Raw genomic sequence first — 14,375 nt, 5'->3', positions numbered from 1 at the left:
TTAAGGTACGGAAAGAACTTACGGTGTAATAAAGGAGAAGAGAAGATGGAATATGTACTAATATGTGTGAGTCTAGTTTTATTAGCGGCAGTTTTTGTGCTATTTTACAGAAATAAGCAGTTAGAGTCAGATAATCAACAAGTAGAGTTTGAAAAGAAGCAATCGATAGAAAGTTATCAAGGTGAAATTGCCGCAACTGTAGCGAATTATGAGCAGCAACAAGAAACCTTAAAAAGTATAGAGAGAAAAAAATATCACGAACTTAAGATCAGTACGAATCGAGAGGTTGAACAGATAAAGGAACTGAAGAATCAGCTCGTAGTGAAGCACAATAAAGAAAGAAATGAAATTCAAAAGAAACATAACAACGATATACATATGTTACAAAATTTGATTACGGAGCTAAGAACATACTCTATAAATAGTGAAGAATTGAACACGCATGAAATGTTGCATTATATGAAAAGAGGGTTTGTTCAGCAAGGCATCATATCTGAAAATGAATTTCATATTTTACCAAACGTCTTTGTGCCAAATGCAGATAATCGAAATGGTGTTCAGAGCGGAAATAGTCAAATTGACCATGTGGTACTATTTACTACAGGAATCTACGTGATTGAGACGAAGGATTGGAATGGACGAATGATTCACGGGGTGACGAAAGAAAACGCAGGGCTGTATACATTTATGATTGATGAAATTGGTAAGTACCAACAAGAGCAGCTAAAAGAAGAAACATTTGTTTTTGTAAAAGAATCGTCTTCAAATGATGGGGCAACAATTATGAGAGTAGAAAACAAAGGGAATCCTGCATATAAAGTGAAAAATCTAGCAACTGCTTTATATAATTATTTCGAAGAGGGTTCAAAAAAAGAGTTAAAGGATGTAGTTAAGCCAATTGTATATTTTGCAAATGAGGCTGAGGGAAATACGAATGAAGTAATCGACCTTTCAAATGAATCGTTACCTAGGTTTAGTAAGAGAGAACAACTTGTTTCATATTTTAGAAATGAACGTTTGAAGGGGAAGGCGTTATACACAGTTGCAGAATTGCAAGAGATAAAAGAAGTCATTGAACGGATGAATTATGTGAATGCTTAAAAGAGATGAGACGAAGACCAAAATTCAACAATAGAAAATAAAAAATGAGAAGGAGTATATAATCGTTTAGTCGAATATATAGATGAAATATATAATGCGACAAAAGGGAGAATATACATATGGGAGATTTACAAACATTAGGTTCGTTCTTTTTAGGATTAGGTACCGTATTTGCAGGATTTGGTGTTCTGCTTGCGGGAATTGGCGTGTATACGAAATTTTCACGTGAATCGAAATGATTAAAGCATCCGGAGAGGATGCTTTTTTTTATTTTTCAATATATTATAGAAAGGAATCGCATATTCTGTATGGAATAAGGAGTGTGGTGTGGGAATATAAATGGAGGTGTTCTAGTTGGAAAAAATATTGTGTGATACATACTTCAACCTAATTGGTTTTATCCCGCTATTCGCGGGCAGTAATACCCCTACCTCAAAGTTTAGCAAAAAGCAAAGAAGTTAGGTGGGGGATAAATTGCCCGTAAACACCCGATTGGTGAAGGTTAATGATTAGTGGGGATGAAGAAAACCCCACTGATTAAAGTTTCACTTTATCTTATTTTGGGATTATTTTCCTTTACAGCGAGCGTGTAAAGGTGTTAGGAAACAAGAATGAAAAGGAGGTAAGACGGTGAAACAAATACCGACTGAAACCCTGAGTAAGGAGTTAATGGAACGAGAAGGTGTTATATCGATTACGGTGAAAGAATTCGAAAAAATTGAAGTTGCCGGAGTGGTTGTGTCTGGTCCGGCGATTATCTTAATTAATCAAGATTAAATGAATAGATAAATTTTGTTGAAAAATACTTTCGCTTTTTATAGATGTAAAGAAATTAAGTGAGAAAGCATCCACACAGGGTGCTTTTTTATTTGCTTACCAGCTGATAGGTATTAGATAATAGACTTAATGGAGGGAAGTATAGTGGCAATTATTGTAACAATGTTTATGATGGGAGTTTTATTAGGGCTTGTTGGAGCTGGGGGAGCTGGGTTTATTATTGCTGTGCTTACTTTAGTCTTTCATGTGCCCATTCATGCTGCACTCGCAACATCATTGACGGCAATGGCATTTACGACGCTATCAGGGATGATTAGCCATTACCGAGAAGGAAATGTTGCGGTGAAGATTGGGTGTGTTGTAGGCGGGTTTGGAGCGATTGGCTCGTATGCTGGATCTCAAATTGGGGCAATCATTCCTGCGCATCTTCTACATTGGTTTACAGCGGGAATGTTATTTTTATCAGCAATATTCATGTTGATCCGATTGTTTTTCTTTCAAAATCAAAATAAATTGTCTGCAAGTTTATCAGATCGGTTATCCCCGTATGTATTAGGAAAAGGAGTTGTATTAGGGATTGTAACGGGTTTATTAGCAGGGGCATTTGGAATTGGATCTGCTCCGTTCATTCAACTTGGGTTGATGGTGTTGCTAGGATTATCGATTCGTCAGTCAGTAGGGACAACAATGCTCGTTATTCTTCCGATTGCAATTGGCGGAGGAGCTGGATATAGCTCAGAAGGGTATTTAGATTATATGTTATTAGGACAAGTCTTAATTGGAACGATGTTTGGAGCATATGTTGGAGCGAAGTTTACGAATTTTGCACCGCAAATCATTTTGAAATTTGCGATGATCATGACCCCGCTTTTAGCAGGATGTATGCTATTAATAGAGTAATATATTTTGCGTATGGATTATGTAAGTAATTCATATTTCCCATATAAAAGGATTTACTATAATATAATGAATGTAACGTTCGAATGTTCGACGTACTACTAGTAATATATCCCTATCCCTTTTCTAAAAATGCGAACAAGTTTTGCCCTATTCTATTCAATGTATAATTGTATAGAAATATTGTTCGATACCCATTATGGTACGTACATAATGGGAAAATCCCGATTTCTAAGAGGATGCCCCTAATCTTCATGTGAAAATATGATCGGATAAAGAAAGCTGACCAATCATTGGTCAGCTTTCTTTTTGGTGTAAAAGTAGTTCCTTGGTAATTTCTGTTTGTAATAGTAAAGATTTCCCAAAGCGACGCTGACACTCTTCTGTTACTTTTTGAATTGCGAATGCATGGGAGCTAGCAGAAACGGTAACAGTTGCTTGTCGGGATTTTCGATTCTCCTCACAAAAGACACACTCCACGACATATTTAGAAATCATCCTCTCATCCTTCCGTCCGAGTTTCCATGAATAAGCCGTCTTTGAAGTTGATATAATGATTCGATATATTTCAAGTTTTCACCTCTTTTTTCGAGGAGAAGAATAAGAAAAAAGAGAATGCTATGTATGGATGAGGAGAAAAAGATGAAAGAATGGATTGGTACCGCTAAGATATGTACAAATGAAAAGAATGAAATCTTTTCGTACAGCAACGTTCATTATTTCTGGTTCATAATGCTTTTACTTGAATTCTGCTGGTTGTTCATACTGATATTCCTAATAAAGTCATATCTTCTTAGTATGGGGAACAACCTCTTCACCATAACCGAACCTAATTAATATCTACGGTCATCAAATTAAAATATTAAATCACGAAAAACCTTTGTATATCATATACATGTGAGGTTTACATAACATGTCATTAGCAGTAGCAAACAAAAAAACGCATTCCTTGTGGCATAAAGGATGCGTCTTTTTCTGCTTAAATCTATCCTGCTCTTTTGCTCTCATAAGATTGTATATAAATCCATTTTGATTTTTCGACATATAGCTGCGGCTATGGATAACAAAAGGTGGCCTGCACTCGTTTTCTCTCTTTGTTTTCACTATGTCTGGGCAGGAAAAGGATCTGACCGCTTCTATGCATGGCCGGATGTTCTCTCCCACTTAAAAAGAAGGGTTTATGTCGGTTTTTTAATTTGTATTTATATAATTACTTTATCCTCCTTTGTAATAAAAGAAGAGAATACTTGCTTTTTATTAATGTAACCAAGATAAAATAAGTGGTACAATGACTAAGCTTGCTCCGGCAGTTAATAGCATAGATAAACTTGCAATAGTACCTTCAACTGGACCGATTTCAAATGCTTTTGATGTACCGGTACCATTTGCACTTGTGCCGAGCATAATTCCTTTCGCAATGGATGTTTTAATGCGGCATAGGCGAATAAGAGAAGGACCTAGGAGTGCGCCTGTTAATGCGGTTAATACGACAAAGACAGCTGTTAATTGAGACATACCACCAATCATTTCTGAGATTGCCATTGCAATTGGTGTTGTAACGATATGTGGTGCTAGGCTATGTTCTAGTGACGAATTAATTTGAAAGGCATCTGCTAGAAGAGCCGAAGTGATAACGGATAAAAAAGAACCAACAATGACGTTAATTAAAATGGCACTTGCGTGTTTTTTTAATAGATTGAAATATTTATATATCGGCCAAGCAAAGGCCACTGTTGCTGGTTTTAACAGTTCGGTTAACCATTGGCCACCAGATTCATATGTTTCATATGATGTATCTAATCCAAGTAAAAGTGCGATTAAAATAATTGGGCAGACGAGAAGAGGTGAAAGAATACTCCAATTCCAACTTTGATATAGTTTTTTTGAAATCCAGTATGTGAATAGTGTTAATAGTAAACATAAAAGCCCGATCATTGTGTTGATCCTTTCCGCTTTACAAGCAGTTCAGTTAAGAGTCCAGTTACAAGTGTTACACAAAGTGTACTAATCATGATAATCATTATGAGATCGATACCATATTGTATTAATGTATCTTTGTAACGGATTACAGCGACGGCAGAAGGAATAAAAAATAAAATAAGTTCTTTTAATAAAAAATCTGCTCCGTCTTGAATCCATTCTTTTTTCACCAGGTTAAATTTTAATGAAATTAATAATAGAAAAATACCGATAATACTTCCTGGAATTGAGAAGTGTGCCTGTTTTGCAATCCATTCACCTGTCCATGCGAAACAAAACAATAGTAAAATTTGTCCGCTTAATTTAAAAAACTTCATACAGTAACACCTCTTTCGTTTTTTACATAAAAAATGTAAAAAGAATTAACAGTTTCTACTATACGTTTTTTAAAAACATTTGTCTAATATATAAATTGTATGTTATTAATTTATTATACATATTAATGGAAAAGGGTGTCCGAAATGGAGTTACGGCATTTGCAATATTTTGTTGTTGTGGCAGAGGAGTTACATTTTGGGCGAGCAGCTGCTCGCCTGCAAATGACACAGCCGCCGCTTAGTCAACAAATTCAGCAGTTAGAGAAAGAGATGGGCGTTACGTTATTTTCAAGAACGAAGCGAAGAGTTGAGCTGACAGAAGCAGGGAGAATGTTTTTAAAAGAAGTGAAAATAGCATTTGAGCAAATTGAGAAAGCTGTTGAAGTTGCGCAGAGCGCACAAAGGGGAGAAGTTGGGTCACTTTCGATTGGATTTGTAGGAGCGGCAATATATGATATTTTGCCATCTATTGTTCGAGAATATCGAAAAAAATTTCCGAGGGTATCTGTTGTATTGCATGAATTATCGACACCAGAACAAGTCGATGCACTGCATGACAACCGTATTGATGTTGGATTTTTGCGTCCGCCGATCATGAGCCAATTAATAGAATTAGAGCCAATTCAAAAACTTTCATGCACATTATGTTTGCCTAAAGCGCATCCGCTTGCGGAAAAACAAGAGATTCATATTGAAGATTTGCAGGACGAACCATTTGTTTTTATAACAAGGAACGTCTGGCCTGCACTATATGATACGATTTTATCACTATGTCGAGAGGCTGGATTCAGTCCGCGTATTGTACAAGAGGCAACGGAATATCAAACAGTTATGGGGTTTGTAGCAGCAGGTATTGGGATAACAGTCATTCCAGTATCAGCGAATAAATTATATCAAACAGAAGTTGTATATAAGGAAATATATGATACGAATTTTGTAGCTGAAATGGCAGTTGCATATCGAAAAACGAATAGTAATCCTGAACTATTGGAGTTTTTAAAAATCGCAATAGAGAATAAGCGAATAGAAGTTGAAAATGACAAGTAAAATGACAAAACTGTAAGACTATGGCGCGGTATGTAAGGAAGTTCGATGTTTTCTTCCGTCGTTTTTTACTATAGTAGAAGGGAAGAATGAAGAAGGAGATGTCGTACTTAATATGATGATGAATATAAGAATAGATGTGGGAGGGGAGAAATATGACATTTTCTCAGCTCGCATGTAAAAATGTAAGTCAAAATATACGAACGTATGCAGCGTATTTTCTAAGTAGTACCTTTTCAGTGATGATCTTTTTTCTATATGCATATTTTATTTATCATCCAGATGTAATAAATGGAAAGCAAATTCCTGGAGCGATTCGGCAAGGAATGTTTGTTGCGGAGTACATTATTTATTTCTTTTCATTTTTCTTTGTTTTTTATTCTGTTAGTACCTTTTTAAAAATGCGGAATAAAGAGTTTGGTATATTTGTGATTCATGGTATGACAAATATACAAATGACTTGGATGATTTTTGTAGAAAATATGTTAATTGGTGTTAGCGCTCTCATTAGTGGGATAGGAGCGGGCATCTTGTTTGGGAAACTGTTTTTTATGTTGGCAAGCACAATGATGCATGTGAAAGATTTACCGTTATATTTGCCAATGCAGCCAGTTAAAATCACGGTTATTTCCTTTTTTATTTTATTTTTTCTCGTATCTTTCATAGCGAGCTTTTTCGTGAAAAGTAATAAAGTCATTGCGCTATTAAAAGGGAATAAAAAACCAAAACCAGAACCGAAAGCTTCTATACTATTATCTGTATTGGCAGGAAGTTTTATTTTGCTTGGATATGGGTTATCCGTTACAGCTAATCCTGGGACTGTTGCATTTTTATTATTACCTGTTTCTGTAATCGTAATAATTGGTACATATTTTTTATACTCACAGCTTAGTGTGTTTATCATACGATTTTTAAAACGATTTAAACATATATATTGGAAGAAAACGAATTTAGTATCGTTTTCTATGTTGTCCTATCGAATGAAAGATAACGCGCGTATGTTTTTTATGGTGACAATTGTCTCAACTGTTTCATTTTGTGCGATTGGTACATTTGCTGCCTTTCTTGGAACACAAAAATCAGAAATGGTACGAAACATTCCATTTGCGTTTAATTTCATTACATATAACGAGCATCAACAGCAGCGGGAACAATATGAAACAGAAATCGAAAAGGCTTTTCAAAAAGAACATATCGTATATGAAAAAGTAGTGACACCAGTAAAGTTTCAATCTGTTGAAAATAAAAAAGAACTAGCTATTATTTTATCCCAGGCGAACTATAATAAAATTGCAAGGAAGCTTGGTTTTGAAACAGTATCATTAAAAGAAAAGGAAGCTGTTCGAGTTCCATCATTTGGATTGGAAGGTAAGATGAGTGGTAACTTTACAGATTTTGAAATGAGTTTACAAGAAAGTCAACAGACTGTGCATGTGACACGTGCATTAGAACAGAATATTTTTTCAGGTGGTATATTCTCAGGAAAAATCTATGTGGTATCAGATGAAGTGGATGAGCTGCTTATAGGAAGCAGTAAAACAGCAAGTTATACAGCATATACCATTCAGAATTGGGAAGAGACAACAAAGCTCGCAGAACAATTGGAAAAGAAAATGACGCAAGAGGGGCAATATGAATTTACTTCTCGTGTGACGATTCATAATCTGGCTAAGCAAGTGGCAAGTGTAATTTTATTTATCGGTTTATTTATTGGAGTCATTTTCTATTTATCTGCAGTAAGTTTTTTATATTTCCGCTTTTTCACAGATATGGAACAGGACCAACAATACTATCAATCTCTTATGAAATTAGGTATGAATGAAGGGGAAATGAAGCGGATTATGACGGTGCAAATGGGAACTTTGTTTTTTATTCCATTTGTATTGGCAGCTTTGCATACAAGTGTAGCTTACATAGCGTTGCAAAAAGTATTTACAACGCCGATTCTTATCTCTTCAGTTATCGTCATCGGTGCTTTTTTACTCATTCATACATGTTATTTTTTACTGCTTAGAAATCGTTATTTTAAAAGACTCAAAAAACAAATCATGTGATGAAAAGCGGAAATGTTATTGTGAAACATTTCCGTTTTTTAATTCGATAGTGAAGTTTCCTGCATTCGCCCGGCTTTAACAATGTATCTGTTTTGTTTTTCTAAGACTTAAGTCTTAGGGAAGATTCCGATTGTAGTTCGATGTGAATGAAATGATATTTGTATACACTGGTAGTATAGAATGTTTGACGTTAGGAAGTAAGATGGGGGAATCATTATGTCTTTATCTCGGTTAGCACAAAAAAACATACAAAACTATGCTGCCCAAAGATTAAAGCAATTTATATGTATTGCGACGAGTGCGATGTTATATTTTTTTATCATATCGGTTCAATCTAATGAAGCGGTAATAGAGAAAATAAAACAGATACCGCTCTTAATTGGACTTTTGTATTACGGGTCTATCCTGTTATTTTTTGTGTGCTGTTTCGTTACATACCAGATGACAAAAGGATTCTTGAAACAAAGACGACAGGAGTGCCACTCGTATGAAACTGTCGGTATGAAAAAAAGAAAAATTGTCTGTTTATTATGTCAGGAGCAGCTGTTACTTTGGGGAGGAGCCCTTCTTTTTGGATTGATTCATGGCATGTTGTTTTTGAAATTATTCACAGTTATTTTTATAAAGTCAACAGGCTATCATGGGATAAGCAGTGCACCGATTACAATATATGCACTATCAGTGACAACACTATTCGTTAGCTTGCCAAGTGTATTATCAATGTGGCAATGTTATCGGTTTGTACAGGACTCACAATATGGACAATCATATAAAGTAGAGGAAAAGACGTGAAATATCATGTCTTTTTTCTGCGTTTTACAGGGGAAAATAATCATGATACAGTGAAAGAAACTTAGAGTATGAAGAAAAGTGTTAAAAAGAAAGGTTGTATAGAATGACAAATGAAAAATCCATTGTGAAAGTAGACCGACTAACGAAGCGAATTGGTTCAAAGACGTTAGTAGAGAATATAAGCTTCGAAGTTAAAAAAGGTGAGGTCGTTGGTTTGTTAGGGCCAAATGGTGCTGGGAAAACGACATTAATGCGAATGATGGTCGGTATGATTAGTATGACCGAAGGAGAAGTATGGGTTGATGGTCAATCGGTACGACAACAATTTGAAAGTACAGTTGCAAAAATTGGTGCTGTTATTGAAAACCCAGAGTTTTATCCATTTTTAAGCGGCTATGAGAATTTAACATACTTTGGACGAATGAATGGAAATGTGACAGAAGAGCGCATTGAAGAAGTTGTTCATTTATTAGGAATGCAGCAGGTTATCAATCGGAAAGTCAAAGCCTATTCTCTTGGGATGAGACAGCGTTTAGGAATTGCGCAAGCACTTATACATAATCCAGATGTACTTATTTTAGACGAACCAACAAATGGACTAGATCCAAATGGAATTCATGAAATGCGTATGTACATAAAGAAAATTGCCCACGAGCAAGGAAAGGCTGTGCTTGTATCGAGTCATTTATTATCTGAAGTTGAATTAATGTGTGATCGAGTTATCATTATTCAGCACGGGCAATACGTAGCAACACAAAATGTACAAAACGATGGACAAGTAGAGATGGAGACAATCCATATACGTGTCAACGATGTGAAGAAGGCAGCAGAGTTCTTAACATATGATGTCACAATGAAAGACAACGAATTGATTCTCACAGTGAATAATGAAGAAATTCCAAAGATTATTCAAATATTAACAGAGCACAACATTCGTATTTACCGGGTATATGAAGAACGAAAAACGTTAGAAGAGAAGTTTTTAGAGTTAACAGGGGGCAAGGATATTGTTTAATTTAGTTTATAATGAGATATATAAAATTTTTAAGCTGAAGCGGACGATTATACCGTTTGTCGTTATTGTAGTTTTAGTTATTGGCTTAGGTTGGGTGTCTGTTAAATATTTTCCGTCTCCATCAGGAGATTGGAAAGCAGAGTATACAGAAAGAACGACAGAAATTGAAAAGAAACTCGGAAGTACAAAACAGGATATTATTAATCAAAGGTCAGGAGATGAGCTTGTTAAAGAGTATCAACTGAAAATGAAGCACTTAGATACGAATACGCCACCTGCGGGTGAATCACCTCTAGCCTTTATGAGAGACACCGGATTAATTGTTTTTCCTATTTTATTACCATTTATTCTTGTATATGCCAGTACAATTTTCGCAAATGAGTACAACTGGGGTACTTATAAATTTTTAATGATTCGCCCAGCAAATCGATTTAAAATTTTAACAGCGAAATATGTAGCAATTGTTATTTTCTCTGCATTAATGTTTATATTTAATATGCTTTTCTCACTGTTATATGGGTTTATTATTTATAAATTTCAACAACCAGCATGGACGGAATTTATTGTACAAAATGGTAACATTATCGAGCGAAATATACTTGGTGATGTGAGTCAGTATTATATATTAGAATGGGTGCCAACTCTTGTGTATGCAGCACTTGCTTTTATGATATCTGTTTTAACGAGAGCGAGTGGGGGAGCAATAGGTATCTCTTTATTTGTGGCGTTATCTGGTGGAATCATTTTAATACCAGCATCTAAATATGAATGGGTGAAATTTTTATTACCGGCAAATACAGATTTGTATGGAATATTAAAAAGTGGAAATTTAGTTCAAGGTGTATCATTTCCGTTTGCGTCTTGTATTCTGATGATTTATTTATTCGTATTCCTAGGGATTTCCTATACTGTATTTTTAAAGCGCGATTTAACATAAAGTGAAACTTCCATCAGTGGGGGATTACTGCTTACGAATAGCGAGATAATGACATATGAAAAAGCCGTTAAGGATACGCTTAACGGCTTTTCTTTATGATAATTTGTTAATAGCTTCCTCAGCTAACAAGGCAAAATATTGTGCGCTAATAGGTAATGCCTTTTCATCTAATGTAAAGGAAGGGTGATGCCATTCATGTGTACCTTCTGTTCCCATAAAGACAAATGAACCAGGAATTTCTTGTTGATAAAATGAAAAATCTTCTCCCGCCATAGAGGGCTTTGGTGAAACAACTTGAAGCCCCATTTGTTGTGCAATGCCAATTGATAATTCGGTAAGTTCTGTATTATTATGAACGGAAGGTGGGCCCGGATACCAATGAAGTTTTGTTTCAACGCCAAGCGCAGCTGCGACACCTTTAATAATACGGTCCATCAGTTCAGGGATTCTTTGGCGCGTTTCATCTTGGAATGTACGAACGGTTCCTTCTAGTGTTGCTTTCTCAGGAATAACGTTCCATGTATTTCCTGAATGAATGTTTGTTACACTTACGACAGCGTTATGAAAAGAACTTACATTTCGGCTCACAATGGTTTGCAGTGCCATGACAATTTGTGAAGAGGCAACTATTGGATCAACACCAGCATCAGGTACAGCTGCATGCGTTCCAACCCCTTTAATTTCAATTTCAAAACGATCTACTCCCGCCATGAGTGGACCATCCTTAATACCGATTGTACCGACTGGTAAATCTGGTTTATTATGCATTCCAAAGATAGCTTTTACATTTTGTAAATGGCCAGATTTTATTACTTTTGAGGCACCGCCACCACTTTCTTCAGCAGGTTGAAAAATCAATCGGATAGTTCCGTTAAGTGAAGCTTCTTTTTCTTTTAATAAATAAGCAGCTCCGATAATAGACGATGTATGAAAATCGTGACCACATGCATGCATTTTACCAGGAATTTGTGAAGCATATGGAAGCCCTGTTTCTTCGTGAATCGGAAGGGCATCAATATCAGCACGGAGAGCGACAACTGGGCCGTTTTTATTACCAGAAATCTCTGCAATGACTCCTGTTTTTAAATTGGAATCAATAATGGTGATGTCAGCTTTTTCTAACCAATTTTTAATGGATTTCGTCGTTTCAATTTCTTCATATGATAATTCGGGAAATTGGTGTAAATGACGACGAATGGAGATTAGTTTTTCAGTTAAATCAATCGTTTCGTTTTGCAAATGAATTGCTTTCATGGTCGTTACCTTCTTTCTAAAGACGCATTTTATCTCTTATGAACGGACGGTAAGCTTCGGTTGATGGATGGTATCATTCATTTCAAGAAGTAAGGGAATTAGAAAAAATGATTTCGTAAGTAATTATATAGGAAAATAGGGTGTTTAATAAATCTCTTTAGGATAAATCTTTTATCCCGCATTAACGGGCAGTAATACCCCCACCTCAAAGTTCTGCAAGGAGCAAAGAAGTTAGGTGGGGGATAAACTGCCCGTAAAAGCCCGATTCGTTCAACTAATGATCAGTGGGGGATGAAGAAAACCCCCACTGATCAAAGTTTCACTTTATCAGAACGTTAAAATATACGATTTACAATCTTTTACATATAAATATAAAAACCTTTACAATTCGCCGGTTTTATTAACGGAAAATTCATAAAAATACAGTGTACTAAATCATGTAAATGATAAGTGAATATAACATTGGTGTGAATACGAGAGACTCTATTATAACGCAACTGGGAAATTTCCAATAGTTATCGTTATTTATGGTCTTTTTTGTATGTAAAGGAGACAAGTGAATATGAGAGAGGAATTTTTCAATTGTTTAGCGGAAGATCAAGGAATCTTCGCATTGCATTTCTGATAACTGGAAATATAAGTGTCATCAAACGATATGTTGATGTGCTAAAGAAACATAACCGTTTAGTGTTTCTTCATCTAGAGAAAATTGCCGGTATTAGTTATAACAAGGAGGGGATCAAATTTATTGCAAAGCTTGTACAACCGACAGGCATTATTAGCACGAAAGGAAGTTAAATTCAGCTTGCGAAAAAAGAGGTTTCTCAACTGAGAAGCCTCTTTTCATTATGCAGCAACTTTTTTATGAGTAGGATGTTTTTGGTATCTTCCGCGCATTGTATACGCAATTTGTGGAATAGCGATTCCGACCAGAATAAGACCTACACCAAACCACTGAGAAGACAGTACTGCTTCTTTTAATATGAATACAGACATAATTGTTGTAACAGGAAGTTCTGCTGCGCCAAGAATGGTTGCTAGACCAGAACCGATTTTTGGAATACCAATTGTAAAGGCGATGGATGGAATAACAATACTAAATGTTCCTAATGCTAATCCGTATTTCCAAAGTCCTTGTGTAATGGCACCATTAAAAATAAATGTTGGTGGGAAAACGATCATAACTAACGTTAAGGCCCCAGCCATTAATAGTACACCGCGAGGTAATGATGGTACTTCGATAGCAACTTTACCACTTACAAAAATATAAGTTGCAAAGGTAACCGCTGATAATAAGCCTAATAGAATCCCTTTCATCTCAAAGCTGCCGGCTGATGATTCCAATAATCCGCTCGATAAGAATGTACCAGCAAGTAAAAAGATAACAGAAATTACTTTTTCTCTTGAAGGTAACGTTTTTGTCACGACAGCTTCAATGATAATGCCAACCCAAACGAATTGGAATAAGAGAACAATGGCAATAGATGCAGGAACAGTTTGCAAAGAACCGTAATAAAAAATACCAGTAAAGCTAGCAGAAGTTCCGGCGATAAATAAAATAAGCATTTGTTTTAGTGGCACGCGATGTCTAGAAACCAGTAGTGTAATGCCAAGTAAAATAAACCAACCGAACAAATATTGACTACCAATGACTTCTCCAAGTGAAAAGCCTTCTGCATATGCAAGTTTAACGAAGATAGCTAAAATCCCGTAACTACATGCTCCTAATAAAACTAAAAGAGAATAACGAAGCATGAAAACTCCTCCCATCTATATATGTGTTTTTTCAAAAACGGACATGTATAACTAGATGGAAGTATACAAAATTAAAAATGAAGGGTCAACTGAAAGAAAAGTATGACATTTTATAGAATAATAATAAAAGTATGATATTTATGCATAATCTTGAAATTTATTCTTATAGAAGTATCGTAAAATAAGGAAAAGGGTGTATAAAGTTTTCATTGTAAAAAAATATTTTTTTACAAGAAATGTATAGAACGAGGTGGAAGATATATAAATACAAATTAAAAAACCGACATAAAATCCTTCTTTTTAGGTGGGAGAGAGCATCCGGCCATGCATAGAAGCAGTCAGAACCTTTTCCTGCCCAGACATAGTGAAAACAAAGAGAGAAAACGAGTGCAGGTCACCTTTTGTTATCCATAGCCGCGGTTTATATGTCGAAAAATCAAAATGGATTTATA

Annotated in this window: 14 protein-coding genes; 9 read left to right on the top strand and 5 right to left on the bottom strand. The window is 35.5% G+C overall.

The features are described 5' to 3' along the window. Positions 1–45 precede the first annotated feature (45 nt). The 3 genes from QRE67_RS16540 (at position 46) to QRE67_RS16530 (ending at position 2,778) form a co-directional block, all read left to right on the top strand. Positions 46–1,101 (top strand): nuclease-related domain-containing protein, encoded by a 1,056-nt coding sequence (locus QRE67_RS16540; RefSeq protein WP_286121275.1) that lies wholly within the window; start codon positions 46–48, stop codon positions 1,099–1,101. Between the two features lie 630 nt (positions 1,102–1,731). Beyond that, positions 1,732–1,878, top strand: a complete 147-nt coding sequence (locus QRE67_RS16535) for a BC1881 family protein (RefSeq protein WP_286121273.1) — start codon at positions 1,732–1,734, stop codon at positions 1,876–1,878. A gap of 144 nt (positions 1,879–2,022) precedes the next feature. Further along, positions 2,023–2,778, top strand: a complete 756-nt coding sequence (locus tag QRE67_RS16530; protein WP_286121271.1) for a sulfite exporter TauE/SafE family protein — start codon at positions 2,023–2,025, stop codon at positions 2,776–2,778. Positions 2,779–3,072: 294 nt separating this feature from the next. Here QRE67_RS16530 and QRE67_RS16525 read toward each other — a convergent pair whose 3' ends face one another. The 3 genes from QRE67_RS16525 to QRE67_RS16515 all read right to left on the bottom strand — a co-directional run bounded on the left by QRE67_RS16525 (position 3,073) and on the right by QRE67_RS16515 (position 5,072). Then, positions 3,073–3,273 (bottom strand): DUF3903 domain-containing protein, encoded by a 201-nt coding sequence (locus tag QRE67_RS16525; RefSeq protein WP_286121270.1) that lies wholly within the window; start codon positions 3,271–3,273, stop codon positions 3,073–3,075. Positions 3,274–4,032: 759 nt separating this feature from the next. After that, positions 4,033–4,710 carry an LrgB family protein gene (locus QRE67_RS16520; protein WP_286121268.1) on the bottom strand — a complete coding sequence of 226 codons (678 nt, stop codon included), beginning with the start codon at positions 4,708–4,710 and terminating at the stop codon, positions 4,033–4,035. Further along, on the bottom strand, positions 4,707–5,072 hold the full coding sequence (locus QRE67_RS16515) for a CidA/LrgA family holin-like protein (RefSeq protein ID WP_286121267.1): 366 nt from the start codon (positions 5,070–5,072) through the stop codon (positions 4,707–4,709). Before QRE67_RS16515 ends, QRE67_RS16520 begins: the two co-directional genes overlap by 4 nt. Positions 5,073–5,216: 144 nt before the next feature. Between QRE67_RS16515 and alsR the strand changes: the two genes are divergently transcribed. From alsR to QRE67_RS16490, 5 genes are all read left to right on the top strand, one after another. Then, on the top strand, positions 5,217–6,119 hold the full coding sequence (gene alsR / locus QRE67_RS16510) for an acetoin biosynthesis transcriptional regulator AlsR (protein ID WP_286121266.1): 903 nt from the start codon (positions 5,217–5,219) through the stop codon (positions 6,117–6,119). Positions 6,120–6,271: 152 nt separating this feature from the next. Then, entirely contained in the window at positions 6,272–8,170 is a 1,899-nt protein-coding gene (locus QRE67_RS16505) for an FtsX-like permease family protein (RefSeq protein ID WP_286121265.1), read from the top strand. Between the two features lie 216 nt (positions 8,171–8,386). Continuing rightward, positions 8,387–8,962 (top strand): FtsX-like permease family protein, encoded by a 576-nt coding sequence (locus QRE67_RS16500; RefSeq protein ID WP_286121264.1) that lies wholly within the window; start codon positions 8,387–8,389, stop codon positions 8,960–8,962. A 103-nt stretch (positions 8,963–9,065) separates the two neighbouring features. After that, on the top strand, positions 9,066–9,977 hold the full coding sequence (locus tag QRE67_RS16495) for an ABC transporter ATP-binding protein (RefSeq protein WP_286121263.1): 912 nt from the start codon (positions 9,066–9,068) through the stop codon (positions 9,975–9,977). Beyond that, positions 9,970–10,914 (top strand): ABC transporter permease, encoded by a 945-nt coding sequence (locus QRE67_RS16490; RefSeq protein ID WP_286121262.1) that lies wholly within the window; start codon positions 9,970–9,972, stop codon positions 10,912–10,914. Before QRE67_RS16495 ends, QRE67_RS16490 begins: the two co-directional genes overlap by 8 nt. A 93-nt stretch (positions 10,915–11,007) precedes the next feature. On the opposite strand, the gene QRE67_RS16485 is transcribed toward QRE67_RS16490, so the two are convergent. Further along, positions 11,008–12,168, bottom strand: coding sequence for a M20 peptidase aminoacylase family protein (locus QRE67_RS16485; protein WP_286121260.1), 1,161 nt, complete (start codon positions 12,166–12,168; stop codon positions 11,008–11,010). Positions 12,169–12,750: 582 nt separating this feature from the next. Here QRE67_RS16485 and QRE67_RS16480 point away from each other — a divergent pair. Next, positions 12,751–12,966, top strand: a complete 216-nt coding sequence (locus tag QRE67_RS16480; protein WP_483298685.1) for a glycerol-3-phosphate responsive antiterminator — start codon at positions 12,751–12,753, stop codon at positions 12,964–12,966. A gap of 48 nt (positions 12,967–13,014) precedes the next feature. Here QRE67_RS16480 and QRE67_RS16475 read toward each other — a convergent pair whose 3' ends face one another. Next, positions 13,015–13,923, bottom strand: coding sequence for an EamA family transporter (locus QRE67_RS16475; protein WP_286121259.1), 909 nt, complete (start codon positions 13,921–13,923; stop codon positions 13,015–13,017). Between the last annotated feature and the right edge of the window lie 452 nt (positions 13,924–14,375).

This window comes from Bacillus sp. DX3.1 (genome assembly GCF_030292155.1).
In the GTDB taxonomy this organism is placed as follows: Bacteria; Bacillota; Bacilli; order Bacillales; family Bacillaceae_G; genus Bacillus_A.
This window is presented reverse-complemented; position numbering and strand designations above follow the sequence as displayed.